The sequence below is a fragment of the Granulicella aggregans genome, assembly GCF_014203275.1.
Taxonomy (GTDB): Bacteria; Acidobacteriota; Terriglobia; order Terriglobales; family Acidobacteriaceae; genus Edaphobacter.
The window spans coordinates 1-20,601 of record NZ_JACHIP010000024.1 but is presented as its reverse complement, the minus strand read 5'-3'; the positions used below and the strand labels follow the sequence as shown (position 1 = coordinate 20,601).

Here is a 20,601-nt window from a genome sequence, read left to right as displayed (position 1 = left end):
ATAGAACGCCTCTTGAGGGCGTTAATGCGTCAAGCCTTTCATGCATAGTGGAGGACAATGTCATGCGTGAAAAGACTTGGATCGCTTCGATGAACACATCGGCGATTTATCTCAAATCGAACATCGGAAGATGCCGCATTCGAGTTCGGGTCTACGCGTTTTGCGAGCCCTAACGGCGTCGACACGGATTAGACCGTCGATTCATATTGCAGCGCTCTGCGATCCGCGCGAAAAACCAAATAAACATCTCGTCCCCGCTATCCCTCGGATACACTTTCCGTCACAAGTGAATTGTGTACGCTGCGGAGTTTCTGTGTCCTCTTTTTCCCACGACCTTCTCTTTGCTCTGCGCCAGCTTGTGAAACATCGCGTCTACGCAATAACTGCCATTGTCTCCATGGCTCTCGGCATCGCCGCCACCACGGCGGTTTACAGTGTTCTCTACGGCGTCCTCATTGACCCCTACCCGTACCGTGATGCGAACCGCATCGCCATGATCAACCTGCACGACAAGCAAGGCGACGAGGGCAACCTCTTCTTCACCCTAGCCGAGATTCAGCAGTTGCGCGGGGCCAAGTCTGTGTCCTCGGTCTTGGGCGTTCGCAGACTCGACATGATCTCGACGGACGGCGATTTGCCGGTATCCGTCAAGGCGTATGAGTTTACCGGCAACGGCTTCCAATTTCTGGACGCGCCTCCGATGCTTGGCCGCACCTTCACCGCTCAGGAAGCTCCCGAAGGCGTCGCTCCCCCAGCCGAGGCCGTCATCAGCTTCCTCTTCTGGAAAACCCACTTCAATCAGTCGTCCGACGTTATTGGAAAAAGCTTAGACCTGAATCATCGTCGCTTCACTGTGATTGGTGTCGTCGGCCCCCGCTTTACCTGGGGCGACGGCGAGGTCTACATGCCATTGTCTGCGGATGTTGATCCGCAAACGCGATTGAATACGCTGGTCCGCGTTAAGCCAGGAGTAACCCTAGGTGAGGCAACTGGCGAGATTAATGGATTTGTCCGGCAGCTGGCTCACGAGCATCGTGATCTAGTGCCGCCTGGCGACTTCGATCTTCGGGTTGAAACGCTCAATGACAGCCTCCTTGGCCAATTCAAAGGTACGCTCTTCCTGCTCTTCGCAGCGGTCGGTCTCCTGTTATTGATCGGTTGCGGGAACGTTTCGATCCTTATGCTCGCGCGCGGTACCGCCCGTCAGCAGGAACTTGCCATGCGCGCCGCGCTTGGGGCAGCGCGTCTCCGCATCGTCCGTCAGTTGCTCACTGAAGCAGTGCTGCTCTCGGTCACGGGAGGCGTGCTCGGCATGGCCCTCGCATACCTCGCGATCCACCTGATCATCGGCCTGCTGCCTGAGTATTCCATTCCGCACGAAGTCGTCATTAGCCTCAACATTCCTGTGCTGCTCTTCAGCGCCGCGGTATCCGTGGCCATTGGCATTGCCGCAGGCCTGACTCCAGCGCTGCAGTTCTCCCGGCCTCAACTGAACGCCATCCTGCAGGCCGGAGACTCCAGGACCGTCACCTCTCGTGGCGGCAAAGTACGTTCTGTGATGATCGTCGCGCAGGTCGCGCTCACCGTTCTGCTGCTGGCAGGAGCGGGAGCGGCCATGCGCAATTTTCTAGAGGCGTATACCGCCAAACTTGGCTTCGACCCGCACAACTCCTTGCTGATGTTCGCCCAGTTTCCCGAGGGTGCTTACACTACTTGGGCGGCGAGGTCGCAGTATGTCGACGCGCTAAACGAGAAGATCAAGGCGACTCCCGGAGTCTTAGCTGCGACGGAGTTTGACGGGGGACTTCCGCCCCAGGGCGTCTGGCGGCAGCCAGTGCACCTGGTTGGAGCTCCCGCAGACGACGGCCGCAAAGCTGGCGTGATGATGGTCAGCGCCGACTACTTCGCCGTCCAACGTATCCCGTTGCTACAGGGAAGAACTATCACCCGTGAGGAGGTGCTGCGCGGTTCTCATCTGGCAGTGATAACGGAGACCTTCGTCAAGCGCTATTTCGACGGCCAGAATCCGATCGGCAGGCAGGTCGTCGCTACAGGTCTTCAAAGGCCGTTCCCGCGTGCCGTGATCGCGCCAAATCCGGAACAGCCATACGAGATCGTCGGAGTTGTCGGCGATGTTCGCAACGATGGACTGCATGAGCCCATCCAACCCCAGATCTACGTTCCTTCCACCATCGTCATCTTTACTGGAACCAGCATTCTTGTACGCACAGCCGGCGATCCACGCGCTGCCATGCACAGTATCGGTGCCTCCATGCGGGCCCTCAACCAAAACCAGGCCGTCACTCAGGAGTACGCTTTTGAGGACTTCTTGTCGATTTTCGCCTGGTCGCATGACCGCTTCATCTCGATACTCTTCAGCATCTTCTCCGTCGTGGCGCTTGGATTGGCAGCTATCGGTCTCTTCAGCGTTGTGGCCTACTCCGTCGAGCAGCGTACTCGCGAGATCGGCATTCGTATCGCTCTCGGCGCACCACGCGTTAACGTGCTCATACTCACCCTGACTTCGGTCGCGTGGACAGCCGGGATCGGCCTCCTTCTCGGCATTGGATTAAGCGTCGGCCTAAGCGACTCAGTGCACAGGTGGACGCAGAGCAGCATGCGCGACGCCGGTGTATTGGGCATCATCTCGGGCGTCTTCTTGCTGGCATCAGCGGCAGCCTGCATCTTGCCGGCACGGAGGGCCATGCGGGTGAACCCCATGGTCGCACTGCGAAGCAGTTGAAGTCAGACCGATGTAATCCTAGTCAACTGCACTTGAACCTTCAATAGTGCTAACAGGTCGAGTCACTTATTGAAGTTGCTCGAACTGTTTCTAACGGTCTTTGGGTTCATAAACCAAAGAGGCCGTGCATGAATGCGCGGCCTGAGTTAATAGTAAACAGAGTTGCACTTAGTCTTCTCTGGATACCAAGTGCAACACTCAAGGCAAGCGAGGCGATTGGTCACAAGTAGGCTTTTTTCGATACTCCGCTACTCCGAGCGAAGTGCATGAATCGGATCGATCGCAGCGGCGCTGCTGGCGGGACGAAAACAGGCTGCAAGTCCGAAGAGAAGGAGCGAGAGAGTTAGTAAAGCGAGTAGGACGAAGTCGTGGCCGGGGTGGAGTTGAACGACTGAGCCGAGGATCTGGCGGAGGGCAAGGGTGAGAATCCAGCCGCTAATAATTCCTGAGGATAGAAGAAGGGAAACCCGGCCAAGAATCTGACGAACCACACGCCCACGAGAAGAACCTAGGGCCATTCTTACGCCGATCTCTCGGGTACGGAATTCGACCTCGTGACTGGTGAGGCCGTATAGGCCGATCGCGGCGAGGAGAAGGGCGGATGCGGCAAAAAGACCGAACAGCCAATTCTCCATTCGCTCAAAGACCAAGCTCTCACTAACGACGTCTGCCATCGTTTCTGGTGCCGAGAACGGGACGGTGGGGCCGACTTGGTGCATGGCATCGCGAAGAGCGGGAATCAGGGCCTTGGGATCGCCAGTGGAGCGAATCACCAGACTCATGCTAAAAAACTCGCCGACTTCATCCTTCGGAATTTCGTCAATGAGCCAGTCCAATTCAGCGAGTGGGGGCTCAGCGAGATGCTGGCGAACGTCAGTGATGAGACCAACGATGTTGTTCTTATCCCCTTCGTCGGTTCGCGCGCCGACCGGTTCGCCGCCACTTGAGAAGAACTTTTTCTGGAAAGCTTCGTTGACGACAATATTTGGAACTTTCAGATTGGGCGTGTCCTCGGCGGGAGAGAGCATGCGGCCACGCACGAGCTGAATGCCCATTGCATCGAAGTAGCCGCTAGACGCCACGCGGACCTCAGCAAGCATCTCCTGCTGAGCTGGATTAGGAGGTTGTCCAGCAATGTGGATGTCAGAATTGCTCCCCCAATTCTTAATAGGAAGGATGTTGATGATGCCAGCGGCTTGGACTCCAGGAAGATGGGAGACACGTTCAAGTAGGGGACTATAGAAGGTTGCGAGCGGGTCCCGGTGCTCGTACTCGGCGGGCGAAAGCTGGATAGATGTGGTAAGAATGCGATTCGGATCAAAGCCGAGGGGAGTATTCAGCAGGCTATGCAGATTTCGGAGTAAAAGGCCCGAGATGACGAGGAGGACGAGCGAAAGGGCAACCTGGGTGATCACGAAGCCAGAACGAAGGCGATTCTGCTCGCGGGAACCGCCTATCGAGTTCCCGCTGCGCATCGCCTGATTGGGGTCGGCCTTCGAAAGCCGGAGCGCCGGAGCGAGCGAAGCGGCAACGCTGGTGGCTGCGGCGATGAGCGCGGCGAAAAATACGACCCTTCCATTGAGATGGACATCGGCCCCCCGAGCGAGTGCACTGACGAGGAAGGTTCGTATGGTGGTGAGTAGCAGCCAGCTAAGCGCGATACCAGCGACGAGACCGATGGCAGACAATACGAGACCTTCCGTGACTACCTGGCGGAGCAAACGACCACGGCTTGCACCGATTGCGGCGCGCAGTGCCATCTCGCGTTCACGTCGAATGCCCCGCGCAAGGAGTAGACCGGCAACGTTAACGCACGCTATACCCAACAACGCACATACGGCGAGCAGAAGAATTTTGAGGGGGCCACTGGCTTCCCCTGTCACACTCTCCTGGAGAGGAATGATGTGAACGGTACGACCGGTGTCAGTATCGGGGTAAGCTCGGCCGAGATTGTCCAACACGTAGGTGAAATCGGCCTGAGCTTGCTGGGCAGTAACGCCGGGCTTGAGAAGGCCAACCGCGCGCATCCAATGTGCGCCCCGGCTGCTTTTGAGCTTTGGTTCCGGGTTCAGTGGCTTATAGATCGCGTTGCGGGCGGAAAGCGGAAAGCGAAAGCCTGCTGGCATGACGCCGATAACCGTAGACGGAACGCCATCCAAACGGATTGTCTTGCCGATGATTTCGGGGCGGCCACCAAAGTTGGACTGCCAGACCTCATAGCTCAGCACGACGATTGCGTCGTGGCCGGGTTGGTCTTCTCCTGCCAAGAAAGTTCGGCCATACAGAGGTTTGATCCCGAAAACAGTGAAGAAGTTATCAGTGCCCCGAACCGAAGTCAGCGAAACTGGTCCAGAGGGCGAATCAAGATTCATCTTGAGATAGTCGGTGTAGCCAGCGAAAGCCTCGAAAGTCCGTAACTGAGCGCGGGCATCGACATAGCTGAGCCACGACCAGGGCTGGGTGTAACCGGAGCGCGCATGGGTGTCGGGAAAAACGAGGCGCTCCTGATTGGAGAAGGGAAGAGGTAGTAAAAGGACTGCATCGATAACCGAAAAGACAGCGGTAGCGAAGCCGATGCCGAGTGCCAGGGTGAGCACAACTAGTAACGTAAAGCCAGGCGCTCGCTTCTGCTGGCGAATAGTGAAGCGAAGATCCTGGGCGAAATGTCTCACGAGGTTCCTCCGATCTTCACCTGCAGCATTTGAGGCGCCAAAACCAATTGGGTTTTTCTCGGCGTTTTGGGCAAGAAAGCTTTCAATTCGCTTCAACGCTTGCCCGTTTATGACAACGCATGTCCGAAAATGGACGGCCTCGACAGAGGATAGGACACTCAACCACCGGCTCCGTTCATTGCCATGTTCGTTCGTGCTTCGCGAGGTCTTCCAGTTCGGGCCGTTCTCACCTTCCGGTCGAATCGCAAGGCGGTAGTAGGCCATGAAGGCTCATCCTGGGGCGCAGTACTTTGTAGAAATGGTGGTTTCAGTGAGTACAGCCCCAGAACGCTCTTCCTGTAGAGCTGGAGCCGGGGTTGCAGCGTATTTTCAGACGGACGATGAACTTTCTTGCCGTCGGCCCCGAAGTAGAGGGTGGAGACGCATATTGAACACCAAGCAAGAGCTTCCGACAGCATGGTCGCGTGATTCGTCGACATTCGATGCGATGTATGTCGAGAATGCGCCCCGGATACGAGCATTCCTGCGCCAGTTGGTCGGCTCCCGGCAAGCAGCCGAAGATGTCACTCAGGAAATTTTCACCCAACTCTGGCAGCGGCCCGGTGGCTTCGATCCAGATCGAGGTACGCTCCGCGCCTACTTGTTTGGAGTTGCAAGGCACAGGGCAGCAGAGTGGTGGCGTCGATCTCGCCCGGAAAATGCATTTCCAGAGGACAGCCGCTCGGGAGAGGATCCGGAGCGCGGCTGGATAATTGCGGACGCACTGCAACATTTGCCCGAAGAGCAGCGGATGTTGCTATGGCTGCGAGAGGTGGAAGGACAGTCGTATGCCGAACTTGCTTCCATTTTGAATATCCCGCTAGGAACCGTTCGCTCCAGACTATTTACCGCACGTCAGGCGCTGCGCGTTATCTGGGTGAGTGAGGCGAGGAAAGGAGATTTGCATGAGGTGCGATGAGGTGGAGGAGTTTGTCTCGGCGATGTATGACGGCGAGACTGTTCCGCAGGAGGCCGCGGAACATGTGACCCAATGTGGCGAATGTCAGCAGTTGTTCCGAAGCTTTGTGGAGATGGGAGCTGAGCTACGTCGCTTCGGCAGTCTCGAAAGCGCGGAACAATTGCCGGAACGCACATGGGAACGACAAGGGCGCACGATAACGGGGTTGTGGGAGAAAGGGTGGCAGAGCATGAGAATTCCACGTTTTGCGTTTGCAGCGCTGGTGATGTTGGTGGTTGCGGTTGGGTCTCGGCTTGCGCTTGTAGAGGTTCGTGCCCATGAGGATGGTCCTGTGCTGTTGCTGAAGATCAAGTTCGGTGACGGCAATGAAGCCAGGTGTCCCCTGTCTTCAATGGATCAGCGTATTCAGCGATGCGGTGGTGTTTCCGCAGCAGCGGGCGGTAATCTCAGCTATGTCGTTCATTTCCTAAAAAAGAATGGTGATCGGGCGTTGCTGAGCCTGCGTTCGCAATCTGGTCAGCAAACCGTGAGCACCGATGATAAGCAGGCCGAAACGATGCCCGAAACGCAGCTTTGGGTCTCTTCAGAAGAAGCCACCGACACTTTGTTAGGCGGCGTCGCTAAAGTCAGGCTGACAGCACAATGGACAGACCACATCCCGGTGCTGATGGGGAGTAATGAGTATCTCGATCCATCTGCCCATGAGCTACGTTTGACGTCACCTCTTCTGCTTAAGAACAATCAGGTTGTAGGTGATATGGAGGGAGCCACGGCCTTGGCAGATGAGCCAAACGAGGCGGTGTATCTCTACATCCCAGGGGAGGGACGCTTTGTCATGTCGCTGAACTCGATCGACGGCGCGGTTGCGGGGAAGATTGAAATCAACCGTATCTCGTTCACCAGCGATGGACACCAATACGTCGTTGTGACGGGAGCACCTGTCGCCCGGGGTGAGGCAATCTGGGTCAAACGTGAGGCAGCCTACAAGCCGCCAAGCGGCCTCTCAACTGCGTTTCTGGGCGCCGCTCCAGTAAGCAGTCTCGGAATAGGCCAGTAGCAGAGAAACATCTATAGTCATGAGTACAAGGGCACAACGAGAGAAGCGCCGGCGCAAGACGTTGGATTGTGATACTCCGGCTATTCAACTCCAAGCCAGTGTTGCAGCGACCGGTTGAGACCGCCGGTGTTTGCGGCAACTTCGATGGCCCAGGAGACGGGACGCGAGACTCGCATGCCGGCTTCCGCTAGATGGTAAGAACGTCGAGTTCGATCGGTGGAGGTTGCAGTATTTGAGGCTTGACTACCATGCCATAGCTTCCACTACCTATGTCGACAAGAACCTTATTGGTCGTGTCTTGAGTCCGTGTAGAAGCAACATGCAATTGCCGTGTCGCCTGAGCGAGTGCGTGGCAGAGGGTATACCGGTTTGGAATACGTGACGCTGCTTGGAAAACATTTTCAGAGCGCATTTGAGAGCTCCTCTTGAGGTACGGGTTGATCCCAGCGACTAGACGCCCGAGGCATGGATACAGCTTAGTGGAAGGCTAAACTGTTGCAAAGTCGGTGGCTGCGGAAACTTCCCCGGTCCGGGATGATTTGGCGGAGCCGAAACTTCCGCAAACGCCGTTTTGCGGGAGGTCTCCCCAACGAGAAAATCTTGCGCTCTTGTCCTCGGGTATTCTGAGCAGACCATGACCCGTCTAGAGTTCTTGTCCCCACATGAGTGAAATCGAAGGCTGGATCTCAACCGCAGCCCTTACTTTGGGCATCGACATCGAACGTCTCGACGAGATTGCGTCCAGGCAAGTCAGAACATTGTTGGAAAGCAAATTCGTTACAGGCGAGCCGCGAGTGTGGTGGTTGGGCCTGAAGACCCCTTATGTCTACTATGAGATTGGCTCGACTCGTCTCAGCGAAATTTTGCCAGTATCCCAAGGAAGGGTTCTCTTCATACCTGAAGTGGACGATGGTCACCCGCTCCCTGTCTACGCTGTAGATGTGGCGACTTTAGAAGGGATTCTTGGCGAATGTCCCTTCTTCGAATACTACGTCGCTGATCGGAGTGGTGCGTGGCTAGTGGCAGAGACGGAGCATGATGTGTTCATTCTTTGCGGCACAACTGAGAGCCTTCTGCGATTGCCTGCTGGGGGCCGCTTGTGGCCCGCTTCTTAAGGCATCACCTCGTGGCTGTCGGCGTTATCTGAAGTCTTGCCGTTTGTGATCGCCGGGCGGGTCGAAGTTGCCGACAATGCCGTTTCGGAGGAACGTCGGTCATGACCGACGTCACCGTATCTCGAAGAATGGCGGCGAGCGTTCGACTGTGAAGAGATCCCCGCAGTCGACATCCTTATTCTCTCCCCGAATGTAAGGGATAAGCGCTGTAACGGACTCGCCAGAACGGTGCTCAAGCGCAAAGCCTATGGCATCAACCTTGACCGTTTTACCAGGTGGGACTGCGAGTGCGTCATAGCAGATTGTAGCGGCGCGGACATCTCCGGAAGCTGCCATTTCTTTGAACGTGTTGGTTAGAATGTCTATCGAAACTTGGCTCGCAGGAAACTCTTCCCCCGAATCGGCCGCCACCCACTGAATGGCACCGCCCGTGTCCATGATGGCTCCGAACGGGTTGAATGAACCCTCTTCGACCAACATCGATTTCGCGAACGATAGGAGGGAATCTATAAGGGCTTGAAGATCAGGATGAAGCTGAAGAGGTCGGCTCATACGGCATCATAGCCGTAGGTCCTTGAAAGTCGATGTTTTCGGCAGTTACGACTTGCGACCTCGCATCCAGACATAAACTATCCCTGTGCTGACGATCTCGAAGTCTCTCTCCGGCGGCCAGGCAAGGACGTATCACGCTCGTGAGTTCAAGTCCGAGCAGGCGAACTACTGGAGCAAAGACCAACAGGGCCATAGCGAGTGGCAGGGCAAGCTCGCACAGCAGTGGGGCCTTGAAGGCTCGGTCGGGGCTGAACACTTCGCCCGGCTGACCGAAGGCCAGCACCCAATGAACGAAGAGCAACTCGTTCGCCATCAACCAGCGAAGACGTATGACAACCAGTTCGGAAGAGAAGTGACCTCGGTCGAGCACCGGGCGGGATGGGATGCGACGTTCTCAGCACCGAAGTCGGTTTCATTGACGGCATTGGTTGGAGGAGACGACCGGGTCCGCGAGGCGCACCGTGAAAGTGTCCGTATCGCCCTTGGTGAGTTGGAGCGGTACACCCAGGCGCGGATCGGCAACATTCAGGCACCGGAGCTGACGGGCAAGTTCGCTGCCGCGACCTTCGAGCATGACACCGCTCGCCCGGTCGACGGCTATGCCGCTCCCCAGCTTCACACCCATGCCGTGATCTTCAATGTCACCGAACGCGAGAACAGTCAGACGGGTGAGCTGAAGACAGGCGCTCTCCAGGAGCGCGGTCTCTTCCAGTCGCAACAGTTCGCGACCACGGTCTACCGGACCGAGCTTGCTGCCCGGCTCCAGGATCTCGGCTACGAGATCGAGCGCGGTAAACATGGTCAGCCGGAGATCAAGGGATACACCCAGGAATATCTTGAGGCGTCGAGCCCACGCCGTGGCCAGATTGAGAAGCACCTGCAGGAGATTGGGCGTGAGGGAGCGGGAGCTGCCCAGGTCGCTGCCCATCGGACCAGGGATTCGAAGGAGTTGCAGTCGCCGGCAGAGGTGCTGCACCGCCACCGTGAGCTTGCTGCTCAGTATGGGCATCAGGCCGATTGGGTGGTAACGCGAGCGCTCTCGAATCACCAGCGGCAAGAGATCGATTCACCGAAGGTCGCTCAACAAGCTGTTACCTACGCCCGAGATCATGTCTTCGAGAAGAGCTCTGTGCAGGATGAGCGCGCGATCATGACTGCCGCGATGAACAGGAGCATGGGACAAGCCTCTTCCAGCCAGGTGCGGGAGGAGTTCGATCGCCGAATCGCGCAAGGAGAGTTCCGCCCCGTCGAGAATGCACCAGCCTCAGCCGGGCAGCAATATACGACCGCCGCTATGCTGCGCATGGAACGGGAGACCATCGGGCATATGCAGGCTGGTAACAAGTTCGACGCCAATCAGTCTGCATTGGTTGAAGCCAAGACCAGTGCCAAGGTGATTGAGCAGAACCCGAAGCTGAATCCCGCCCAGCAGCAGGCAGCAGAGCAGATCTTCGCGAGTCGCGAGAAGATCGTCGGCCTGGACGGTATGGCTGGCGTGGGCAAGACAACGACCCTTGCGGTCATCCGAGAAGGTGTAGAGGCGAACGGTTACCGCATCGAGGGGTTCGCACCTACCAGCGGAGCGGCTGCCCGGTTGGCGGAAGCGGGCATTGAGACTTCAACTTTGCAGATGCATCTCGCTAAAGGACAACGCCACGACACCGGGGAGAAGACGCTCTATGTCGTCGATGAGAGTTCGCTGGCATCGTCGAAGCAGATGCACGACTTCGTGACACGGCTCCATCCGAACGACCGAGTTCTCCTGGTTGGGGACACACGACAGCATGAGGCCGTTGAAGCCGGCCGGCCCTTCGCCCAGCTTCAAGAAGCCGGGATGGTGACCGTCAGACTAAGCGAGATCGTTCGCCAGAAAGATCCCGAGCTGAAGCATGTGGTCGAGCAGCTTGCTCGAGGCGAAGTTCGAGACGCGGTGGAGGGATTAGGGCGGCAGGGGCGGGTGCATGAGGTTAAAGACCCATCCCAGCGTATCGAGGCGATCGCGAAGGAGTATGCCAGGGCGCCCGAGAGCACCCTGGTCGTCTCGCCCGATAATCGCTCACGAGCGGAGATCAACGCGAAGATTCACAGTGAACTGCAGGCCAGGGGCATCGTCGCCAGGGAAGAGTACAAGGTCGGCACTTTGGTCCCCCGGCAAGACCTTACGGGAGCCGACCGGACGTGGGCGCAACGCTATGAGCCCGACAATGTTCTCCTCTACTCGCGCAGCTCGAAAGACACCGGAATCAAGAAGGGTGAGTATGCCCGAGTGAAGCAAGTCGACGCGGAGAAGAACCTGCTCACCGTCGTGCGGTTTGATGGATCGGAACGGACGTATGATCCGCGTCGACAGCAGGGTGTCTCCGTCTATCGCGACCAGGAAAAGGCTTTTTCGGTCGGAGATCGTCTTCAATTTAGCACCCCAGCGAAATCAGCCGACCTCAAAGTCGCGAACCGCGAGCTCGCCACCATCGAGAGCATTACAGACGATGGACGCATGCAGTTGAAGATGGACCGCGGCGGCCGCCGTGTCAGCTTCGATCCGCGAGAGCATCCGCATTTCGACCATGGCTACGCCGTCACGAGCCACTCCAGCCAGGGGCAGACCGCAGACCGCGTGCTCATCCACGTCGACACCGAACTCGGCGCGAAGGATTTGCTCAACAACCGCATGGCCTATGTCGCCGTCTCGCGTGGAGCGCGTGATGCTCAGATCTTTACCAACGACCGCGAGAAGCTACCGCAGGCTCTGGGCCGCGACGTGTCTCAGCAGAGTGCGCACATAGCGCGCGAAGAGAAGCAAGTCGAGAAGGGGATCAGCAGAGAGGAGCACGAGAGGCATTGGGCTCCGCTTAACCAGGCTCTCAGTCCTGACGAGGCAAAGCAGTTTGCGTGGAGGATCGAGACCGGCACCATCCAGAGCTATCAGCATCTTGAAACTCAGCGGGTGCTGCACATCGACGGAGCCAACGGACAATTCTATCGGCAGGATGGGAACCCCATCACAGCAAGGCAGGCTTTAGATCATGCCATGCCGACAGGAGTCAGGCATTCCCAATCGGCGGAGCTAACCCAAAGACCTGAAATGCCCGAGATCGAGCGGAGCATCGGCCGTGGCCATGGGCTGGGTAGGTAATCGGGAGCCGCTGACCCAATTCAGATTGGGGATGAAATTTCACCTATCCAGCCAATGCGAGGCAACCTTTTCCAGACGCAGCAAGGCCGCCCGAAGGACGATCGCGGCGGATGACCCACGGGGATCCTGCGAGCGGCCGAATATGTTCGAAGGGTGTGCTTTCTGGTCGGAACACCAAAGTTTAAACACCGTCAAGCTTCTGCATCGTGCCGATCAGTAAATCCACGAGACGTTCAGCGTTGGCATGACTCCGAATGCTCGCCGCGAGGGGTGGTGCCATTTAGTTTGATGCGCAATGAATTAATTACCCATTTGCGTATTACTTTCGCTGTATTGCATCATTCCCGAGTAGCCGCTGAATTTATAGTTTGTTGCGTTCGCTCCTATCACAAGAGAGACGCTACTCGACGTCCCAACGGCAGAAGAAGTAATCGTTCCCCCGGAAGTGGTTGTGCCACTGTTTAAATTGTTTCCGCTGCTGTCGTAAAAAATATACGTGATTACGGCCCCTGGCGTACTGTCCGCGACGGTAATCTTAAACTCAATCGTGTGGTGAACTGGAGAGGGGTACACCCACTTTGATGACGTAACATATGGAGCTGCAGCGGTCGGCTGTCCATAGATCAGTGTTATCTGGCTTGCTGTCTCCTGGGCGCCATAGTTGCATTGAACTGAATCACCAGCACTATTGTTTGTGAGTGACCAGTTCGGAGAAATAGCGACGAAGTTGTAGTCCGACAACATTAGGTTCGAAAACGTTGTTGACGAATTAGGCGGAAAGTCACTACATTGCGCGATACCGTAGGCTTCTAGCGCTCCACCTAATGCCCAATTAAAAGTTTGTCCATAGCTGGAGGTTTGTGACAAAACAGTGGACTTTCCTGACGTGACATCTTTAGTCGTTATGTTCCACGAAGAACACGACGGAGTTCCTGCTTGGCACGTGGACTGCATTGTCCCTAAGATGTTGTCACCAGAATTTACTACTACAGGCGAACTATGGAGCATAACATTGTTATAACAGCAGTTCCAACTAGCGATATCCCAAGCATTTTGGGTGAGACCATTCCATTCCAAAACAGGCTGGAGGATGGTTATGTCTGCGGTATGGTCTTCGAGCCCTGGAAAGAAATAGAGGGTCTGGCCATCGTTCGAACTTGGAACCCCAGGAACAGTTATATTTGCGTTTAACGCGCCGTACGAAGTATTGCCGACTAGACTCTCATAAACGATATAACCGTTGGTGCTTGGCTGGGGTATATCTCGATTTCCGCTATTGCTAGATATGACTTCTCCTTTTGCGTTGAAGCGAGGGGAAGCGCATGTCGGAACAATATCAGTATTTCCATTCGCACGCCGAATCACGCCCAAATCTCTTAAAAACGAATCCCCTTTTGATAGGCCTGCCACACACGCCGGATCGAAGTATCCGAAGGGTGTAACGACATATCTGGCCGGTACTGTTAGCGGTCGAGCTCCTGTCGCTTGAGTTTGCGCGGCCAAAGGACGTAAGCCGATCAGCAATAGGCCTGTGGCCAAATAATATAAAAATGCTGGCCGAGCGGCGTTTAGTACACGCAAATATGAAATATCAACGAACGTTGCAAGTGTGTATCTCTTCATAGTGCACCTCGTGTTTCACATAATGTGCTTTTGACCCTTACGAAGGCACAACAGGGAAACTACGTTGCTTTATAAGCGCTTTGGTTGGACAGTGCAAGTGAAAAAGAAGGTTTTTGCAGAGATAGATGTGAAGTTATTGCATCGCTGTTTAGACTGTATATATAGCCGTGGCCTGCCGCCAAGCAACTCATTGAATGGGAGCCGCGTTATTGCCAGCTAACCAAAGCATCGCGAGGGCCTCCACGGATATTTCGTCAATGCTTTGCAAGTAAATATGTGCCAACTCATGAGCTACGATGTGCTCTGGAGTCGTCAGGGCGTCGGGACGTAGGAGCTTAGGGCCACGCATTATGGTGTATCCGGCATCTAGGTAGGTAACGCCGTAGACAGGAGTACTCGGCGCGAGATGCTTTTCGACGCGGATATGATGCACGTAACTATCCCAAGATGCTTCATCGCAAACTACATAAAACCTCCACTTCCGTGGTAGCGCGAACCTAGACGCAATGACTTTGAACGTTTGCAGTTCCCGCTGACACTCATCTGTAGCCTGACCATTCTTCGGAATAAAGAGTGTGGATGGCACAACTGGAAGTTGGCCGGAGGCAAAGGCCTTAGCTATCGGAATACCTATATTCTGAGCAACGATATCCATACTTAGGGCAGCTAGCAAGACGCCAACAGCCAATAGTTGGCTCATGAGACCTTTCGCAACACTAGTGAAGAATTGTGTCATATATGGCAGGTTTGGCTAATTGCGTACTTATCGGCTAACTTCCGTCACTAATGTTTTTCCTTATGGCGAAATGATGCGCGGTCTAGGCCATCCTCTGCGCGGAAGGCATTACCGAGAGACGTTACGAGCAACGTTTACGAGTGAATCCCAGTACTCAGAAATGAATCCCAGCTGCATGACAAGGCTAATTAGAAAGTCAAAACTGGTCGCCAGGGGTGATGTGGGTTCAGCGAGACACCTTTGATCGCTGCGTCAAGCTCCCCTTATCGCGAGGAGAACTGCGGCACGGTTAGGTTGCACCAATGCTGTTACAGATATGAACCGCAGTTGTAGGGTCTTATCGCGACGACGCGTCGCCCGTTGCTGCCCCCCCCAAAAAACGGGGGAATCTTAGACCATCACCACTTTCACTCCTTGCCGGATAAACGCTTCGATCACCTCTGAATCCGCATTGTCGTTCGTAAGGATAGTATGAATTTTCTCCCATCCGCAAACCTGCATGGAGCTCGTCATCCCTATCTTGCTCGCGTCTGCCACCGCGATCACCTGCTTCGTCCGCCGAACCATCTCGCTCAAGATCAACGACTCGTCCGACTCATTTACTGTTAGTCCGTGCTGCGGATGAATTCCGCAGGCCCCCAGGAATAGCTTGTCAAAGAACAATCTCTGCAATCCATCAAATGCTGTCGCTCCTACCATGGAGAATGACCCCGGGGACCGGATCGCCCCGCCAGTCAACGTCACCCGCATATTAGGCGCGCTTGAAAGTTCTATGCCGATATTTACCGCACTCGTCACAATATGGATCCCCTCACGATGCCGCAGACACCGCGCAATCTGCGTCGTCGTTGTACCTGGAGACAATGCTATCGTCTCACCATCGGCAACCATCTCCGCCGCTGCCAGGGCAATCTTCCGCTTTTCCTCTGCAAACCGTCCCTCTCGCAACGGGAACGCCGCGTCGAACCGGGGCGGCTCATGCGTCATTTTCCCGGCGATCTCAGCCCCGCCAAGCGTCCGGTTGATCAGCCCCCTCTCTTCAAGCTTGATCAGGTCCCTCCGAACGCTTGCCGGGGAAGACTGCACTGCCCGCACCATCTCATCGATACTCCCCTTACCCTTCTGCAGCAGGAAATGCAGAATTTGGGTAGCCCGGTCTGGTTTGCTTTCCGCCATGTCCTCTCGTTTCTCACGATTTAGGTTATGTTACGTCGGCTTTTGCCTCTTCGAGCTTGCGCATTAAATCCAAAAAATGGGATATACGGCGCCAAATAGTGCAGTTCCTAGCGCAACTGAGCAACAAAAATGCAGATTTGTGATTGTTGTGATTGACATTTGATTAAAGGGTTTCTATGCTCAGCAACAATCGATCAATTTGCAATCGATGACTCGCCAGCCCAATTCGCACGTATCGCGAACGCTGCTTCACATATGCCGACCGCGCCGACACAACATCAGGGGAGACGTCAATGATGACCACCAACAAAAGTCGCAATTCCACTTTTCTGTACCTCTTGCTGGCAATAATGCTCAGCCTCGGCACTTGCCTGGTCAACGCTCAAACAGTCACCGGCTCGGTCACCGGCGAGGTCACTGATAATACAGGCGCGGTCATCCCTAAGGCTTCGGTCGTTGTGATCGACACCGACACAGGAGTGCAATCCCCGACGAGCACCAATGATGCTGGCGTATACACTGTTCGCTTTCTCCCCATCGGCCACTACAGCGTCACAGTCAGCGCCCCAGGATTCGCGGTTCAAACGGTCCCGGCGTTTACACTTGAGATCAATCAGACAGTTAAGCTCAACACCATGCTTGGAGCGAACAGTCAAGTAGCCATTGAGGTTGATAGCACCGCAGCCACGATCCTCAATACCACTGACGCCTCCCTTGGAGTTACCCTTTCCACCAACGAGATTGCGAACATCCCGCTCGAAGGCCGCAACTTCTCTTCCGCCACTTTGTTCCAGCCGGGGGCTGTCAACACCGATCCAACCGGGTTGACTGGCAACAACGCCATTGAGCGTGAGACGACGAACAACGGTACAGTCTCTATCAATGGCAATCGCAACCAGGCCAATAATTATCTCCTCGATGGAATCGACCTCAATGAAGGCCAAAACAACCTCATCGGGTACAACCCCGCCCCCGACGCTATCGGCGAAATCAAGGTCATCTCCGCTAACGCTCCGGCGTCATACGGCAACGTCAATGGCGGAGCAGTTGTCTCGCTCCTGAAGAGCGGAACCAACAAATTCCACGGCAGTGCCTACGGCTACCTTCAGAACCAGAATCTCGACGCGAACTCATGGAACAATAAGAACAGCCCCACGATAACCCCTCGCAATCCGTTCACCCAGACCATCTTCGGCGGTACCTTCGGCGGCCCAGTCCGCATCCCTCATCTATTCGATGGGCACGACAAGCTCTTCTTTTTCGGCGACTATGAAGGTGCGCGTAATCATAGCGGAGGCAGTGGCAAGGCCAGCGTCTACACCGCAGCCATGCGTGCCGGCGACTTCTCCGCTTTTCCCACCCAACTCTACGACACGCAGAACGGCTTCACGCCCTACTTGAACAACCAGTTGCCCATTGTTAACCCCGTCGCCATCTACCTCTTCGCTCACCCGGAGCTATACCCCCTCCCTAATGTCGCGGCCGCAGACAACCTGACCCACAATAACTACAGTGGCCCAACCAAGACCTCCGTCGTCAACAACCAGTTTGACGTGAAGATCTCCTACAATCCCCGCTCTGCGGACAGAATCTCTGGCTTCTACGCCCAATCTCGTGCGCATGACATCACTGTGCCTGTCCTTCTCCTCTCCTTCCCCGGCCAAGGCAACTACCCTTCGACGCTTGGCGGCGGCACCTGGGTCCACACCTTCTCTACCTCCATTGTCAACGAAGCCCGCCTCGGTTTCACCCGCGTCAACTGGGGGCAGGGAGTTCCTACAGACCCGCTAGGTGCCTTTGGCCTCAAGGGTGATTCCATCGTGGGCATTCCTTTCGGAATTCAACATTACGTCGGATTCGCTTCTCAGGAACTAGGGAACAATCCCGGCCAGATCAGCGCCTTTGGTACGCGCGCCGCCCCGCAGGTTTTTGTTGACAATACCTTCACCTATGGCGACAACCTCACCATCCAACGTGGCAAGCATCTCCTCAGCATGGGCGTGACTGCCCTCCGCTACCAACAGCAGTACACGCAATCTCAGAATGCTGGTGCGAATGGGGTCTTCAACTACAGCGGAGTATTCACGTCTAACCCAGCCGTCGGCGCTCAGGGCTACGGCCCAGCGGATTTTGTCCTCAATAACGTCAACCAGGCCCAACTTCAGGTCGGTGGTGAGTTTGGAAACCGCCAGTGGCGCACCGCTGGATTCTTTCAGGATGACTGGAAGCTTACCCCCTCGCTCACAGTAAATCTTGGCCTACGTTACGAGTACGACCAGCCCATCTATGAGGTCAACAACCGGAACGGCAATGTGCTCCCCGGAGGCATCGTCGAATACGCCGGCTCCGTCCCGGTGGGAGCCCCGGCTGGGTCATTAGTCTGCCCGAACCGCGCCTGCTACAAGCCCAACTATAAGCAGTTCATGCCCCGGCTAGGGTTCGCCTATCAAGCTACCCCCCGCTTCGTTGTTCGCGGTGGATACGGCGCAACCAGCTTCTTCGAAGGCGATGATGCCAACCAGCGCCTCACCTTCCAGAATCCCTTCGTCTCCTACAGCAGCAAGCAGTCACTCGCGCCAAGCGCAACCAGCGGTGGTCAGGCTTACACCGTTCAGGAAGGTTTCAGTTCCAATCCCACTGACGTCAACGCCAGCGGAGCAGGATATGGCCAATGGCCACAGAATATTCAACCCGCATACATCCAAGAGTTCAACCTCACTACCGAATACGCTATCAACTCCAAAACCTCTCTTCAGGTCGGCTATGTCGGTGAGACCGGTCAGCACATTGAGGACTACGGAAACGCCAACCAACTAACTACAGCCCAGGCAGCCATCATCGGCGGCCTTGCTTCGGGCGCTCCGATTCCCGCTGCTGCAGTTGCACCTTATGCCAATCTCGTCGGACAGGGTGGAACACTGCTCATCACCGAATCTCGCGCCATGATGAATTACAACGCCTTGCAACTTACCTTACGTCAGCGCGAAAGCCACGGCCTGGAATACACCTTCAACTACACCTATGCACGGGCCATGACGAACAGCTCCGGAAACTTTGGGACACCGGGTGTTACCGGGTCGTCAGGAGCCTTTCAGGACTACTACAACAGCCGCGCTGATTACGGACCGGCAGGGCAGGATGTTCGCAATAACGCCTCCGCCATCGTCGTCTACGCTCTTCCGTATGGACGAGGCCGCCAGTTCGGTTCACACGCCAACCGGCTTCTAGACGAAACTCTTGGTGGTTGGTCGATTTCTAGCACCCTTGTCGCCTTCACAGGCGTTCCCGTGACGCTTGGCGACAATGGAAACAGCAATACTAACAATGCCTACGGTGGACAGAGACCAAATCAGTACCGCCACATGAAGATCGTTGGACGCTCTGTGAACAACTGGTGGGGTAAAGATCCCTCGGCAACCCCTTGCACCGCAGTCAGCGCTCAGAATGTCGCGATCGATAATGGTACTTGCGCCTATGGGCAAACTGCGGCATACACCTTCGGAACTGGAGCCATCGGCACGGAGCGCGCACCCGGCTTCTATCAGGTCGATAGCTCGATCTTCAAGGACTTTCACATCACCGAAGGCCAAAAGTTCAGCTTCCGTGCAGACGCCTTCAACCTTCTCAACGTAGCTGACTACGGCAACCCGGACGCAAACATCAATGATTCCTCCTTCGGGTTGATCAGCACTGTTCGCAATCAGGAGCGCCGTCTGCAACTCGCATTGACTTACGCTTTCTAATGCCGGCGGGAAGAAAGGCCACGAAGCCTTTCTTCCCGCAGGCACACTCAGACCCGAAAACCTCATGGAATAGGCATCCCCTCCCTCGAAGTCAATGCCGAATGCCCCCCCTTTCTATTCAAGAGCAAACGAATGCGCAATATAGTCTTTGAACTTTGTGCCGAGACCATCGACGCATGTCTCGCCGCACGCGATGGCGGCGCTGCCCGTATCGAGCTTTGCTCAGGCCTCAGCGAGGGAGGCCTCACCCCAAGCCACGCACTCATTTGCGCCGCCATCGAACACAGCGGCCTGCCGGTGCATGTCCTCATTCGCCCTCGTGGCGGAGACTTCCTCTACCGTGAACACGAGCTTTCCGTCATGCGTGATGACGTTGCGCACGCAAAATCACTTGGTGCCAGCGGCGTTGTTCTCGGCATCCTGGCCCCTGATGGTACGGTTGACATCCCCACTACCCGCTCGCTCGTCGAACTAGCCTACCCCATGAAGGTCACCTTCCATAGAGCCTTCGACGTTACTCCCTCCCTCTCTGCAGCGCTCGAAGATGTCATTGCCACTGGATGCGACCGCATTCTTACATCTGGAGGCCAGCGCAACGTCGTCGCCGGCACCCAAACCCTCTCCCAACTCGTTGTCCAGGCAGGGAGCCGCATTGACATAGCCGTAGGCGGTGGCCTTCGTCTACAGAACGCCCCTTCCCTCAGTAGGCTCACCGTAGCTGCACACTTCCACGGATCCCTCCGTCGTCGCCTCCTTCCGAAAGCTGGGCGCGCAGCAGGCGACGGGGCCATGAAAAGCTCTCGCAACGTAGTCGCCGCAGATGATATTAGAACTGTCATCCGTCGACTTCAGAACACCTAAGGAGCCTCTGCGCAGGCGGCTGATTTGACGATGTCGGTGAGTGGCTTGAGTTGGCCGCCAGCTTTGTTTCGATACTGCGGTGTTTAGCTTGGTTTTGGTGGGGATTCCCGCTGAGTTGAAGACTTCATTGGCCGTTTTCGGGCGCTATGCAGCGAGCCCTGCCAGCCGCTTGCGGTGTAAGTAGAGGTTGATGAGGGCGAAGTTCGCGCAGAGCCGGTGATGGTTCTTGGCG

General features: G+C 55.9%; 12 protein-coding genes. 7 read left to right on the top strand and 5 right to left on the bottom strand.

The window, feature by feature from the left end; translation table 11 throughout:
* Window positions 1–313: 313 nt before the first annotated feature.
* The gene (locus tag HDF16_RS27180) at window positions 314–2,743 is read left to right on the top strand and encodes an ADOP family duplicated permease (protein ID WP_184223606.1); all 2,430 of its coding nucleotides are present in this window, start codon (window positions 314–316) and stop codon (window positions 2,741–2,743) included.
* 248 nt (window positions 2,744–2,991) lie between these two features.
* Here the strand turns inward: HDF16_RS27180 and HDF16_RS27175 are convergent, their stop codons facing one another.
* A complete protein-coding gene (locus tag HDF16_RS27175) occupies window positions 2,992–5,415 on the bottom strand; it encodes an ADOP family duplicated permease (protein ID WP_184223604.1) in 2,424 nt (807 codons plus the stop codon).
* Between the two features lie 427 nt (window positions 5,416–5,842).
* Between HDF16_RS27175 and HDF16_RS27170 the strand changes: the two genes are divergently transcribed.
* From HDF16_RS27170 to HDF16_RS27160, 3 genes are all read left to right on the top strand, one after another.
* Window positions 5,843–6,373 carry an RNA polymerase sigma factor gene (locus tag HDF16_RS27170; protein WP_184223602.1) on the top strand — a complete coding sequence of 177 codons (531 nt, stop codon included), beginning with the start codon at window positions 5,843–5,845 and terminating at the stop codon, window positions 6,371–6,373.
* A gap of 1 nt (window position 6,374) precedes the next feature.
* The gene (locus HDF16_RS27165) at window positions 6,375–7,430 is read left to right on the top strand and encodes an anti-sigma factor family protein (RefSeq protein ID WP_184223600.1); all 1,056 of its coding nucleotides are present in this window, start codon (window positions 6,375–6,377) and stop codon (window positions 7,428–7,430) included.
* Window positions 7,431–8,092: 662 nt separating this feature from the next.
* A complete protein-coding gene (locus HDF16_RS27160) occupies window positions 8,093–8,545 on the top strand; it encodes a hypothetical protein (protein ID WP_184223598.1) in 453 nt (150 codons plus the stop codon).
* A gap of 111 nt (window positions 8,546–8,656) precedes the next feature.
* Here HDF16_RS27160 and HDF16_RS27155 read toward each other — a convergent pair whose 3' ends face one another.
* A complete protein-coding gene (locus tag HDF16_RS27155; RefSeq protein ID WP_184223596.1) occupies window positions 8,657–9,025 on the bottom strand; it encodes a hypothetical protein in 369 nt (122 codons plus the stop codon).
* Window positions 9,026–9,182: 157 nt separating this feature from the next.
* Between HDF16_RS27155 and mobF the strand changes: the two genes are divergently transcribed.
* The gene (gene mobF / locus HDF16_RS27150) at window positions 9,183–12,230 is read left to right on the top strand and encodes a MobF family relaxase (RefSeq protein WP_184223594.1); all 3,048 of its coding nucleotides are present in this window, start codon (window positions 9,183–9,185) and stop codon (window positions 12,228–12,230) included.
* A gap of 300 nt (window positions 12,231–12,530) precedes the next feature.
* On the opposite strand, the gene HDF16_RS27145 is transcribed toward mobF, so the two are convergent.
* The 3 genes from HDF16_RS27145 to HDF16_RS27135 all read right to left on the bottom strand — a co-directional run bounded on the left by HDF16_RS27145 (window position 12,531) and on the right by HDF16_RS27135 (window position 15,765).
* Window positions 12,531–13,853 carry a hypothetical protein gene (locus HDF16_RS27145; protein ID WP_184223592.1) on the bottom strand — a complete coding sequence of 441 codons (1,323 nt, stop codon included), beginning with the start codon at window positions 13,851–13,853 and terminating at the stop codon, window positions 12,531–12,533.
* Window positions 13,854–14,040: 187 nt separating this feature from the next.
* Window positions 14,041–14,553, bottom strand: coding sequence for a hypothetical protein (locus HDF16_RS27140; RefSeq protein ID WP_184223590.1), 513 nt, complete (start codon window positions 14,551–14,553; stop codon window positions 14,041–14,043).
* A 426-nt stretch (window positions 14,554–14,979) separates the two neighbouring features.
* Window positions 14,980–15,765: a DeoR/GlpR family DNA-binding transcription regulator gene (locus HDF16_RS27135; RefSeq protein WP_184223588.1), complete on the bottom strand. Its 786-nt coding sequence runs from the start codon at window positions 15,763–15,765 to the stop codon at window positions 14,980–14,982.
* A 293-nt stretch (window positions 15,766–16,058) separates the two neighbouring features.
* Between HDF16_RS27135 and HDF16_RS27130 the strand changes: the two genes are divergently transcribed.
* Together HDF16_RS27130 and HDF16_RS27125 are read left to right on the top strand one after the other, a co-directional pair.
* Window positions 16,059–19,508: a TonB-dependent receptor gene (locus HDF16_RS27130; protein ID WP_246410290.1), complete on the top strand. Its 3,450-nt coding sequence runs from the start codon at window positions 16,059–16,061 to the stop codon at window positions 19,506–19,508.
* Between the two features lie 132 nt (window positions 19,509–19,640).
* The gene (locus HDF16_RS27125) at window positions 19,641–20,369 is read left to right on the top strand and encodes a copper homeostasis protein CutC (RefSeq protein WP_184223585.1); all 729 of its coding nucleotides are present in this window, start codon (window positions 19,641–19,643) and stop codon (window positions 20,367–20,369) included.
* Window positions 20,370–20,601 lie beyond the last annotated feature (232 nt).

Coding starts and splice junctions, on each gene's coding strand:
- HDF16_RS27160 (WP_184223598.1), top strand. CDS start 8,093: ATGAGTGAAATCGAAGGCTGGATCTCAACCGCAGCCCTTACTTTGGGC.
- HDF16_RS27155 (WP_184223596.1), bottom strand. CDS start 9,025: ATGTTGGTCGAAGAGGGTTCATTCAACCCGTTCGGAGCCATCATGGAC.
- HDF16_RS27145 (WP_184223592.1), bottom strand. CDS start 13,853: ATGAAGAGATACACACTTGCAACGTTCGTTGATATTTCATATTTGCGT.
- HDF16_RS27140 (WP_184223590.1), bottom strand. CDS start 14,553: ATGAGCCAACTATTGGCTGTTGGCGTCTTGCTAGCTGCCCTAAGTATG.
- HDF16_RS27135 (WP_184223588.1), bottom strand. CDS start 15,765: ATGGCGGAAAGCAAACCAGACCGGGCTACCCAAATTCTGCATTTCCTG.
- HDF16_RS27130 (WP_246410290.1), top strand. CDS start 16,059: ATGATGACCACCAACAAAAGTCGCAATTCCACTTTTCTGTACCTCTTG.
- HDF16_RS27125 (WP_184223585.1), top strand. CDS start 19,641: ATGCGCAATATAGTCTTTGAACTTTGTGCCGAGACCATCGACGCATGT.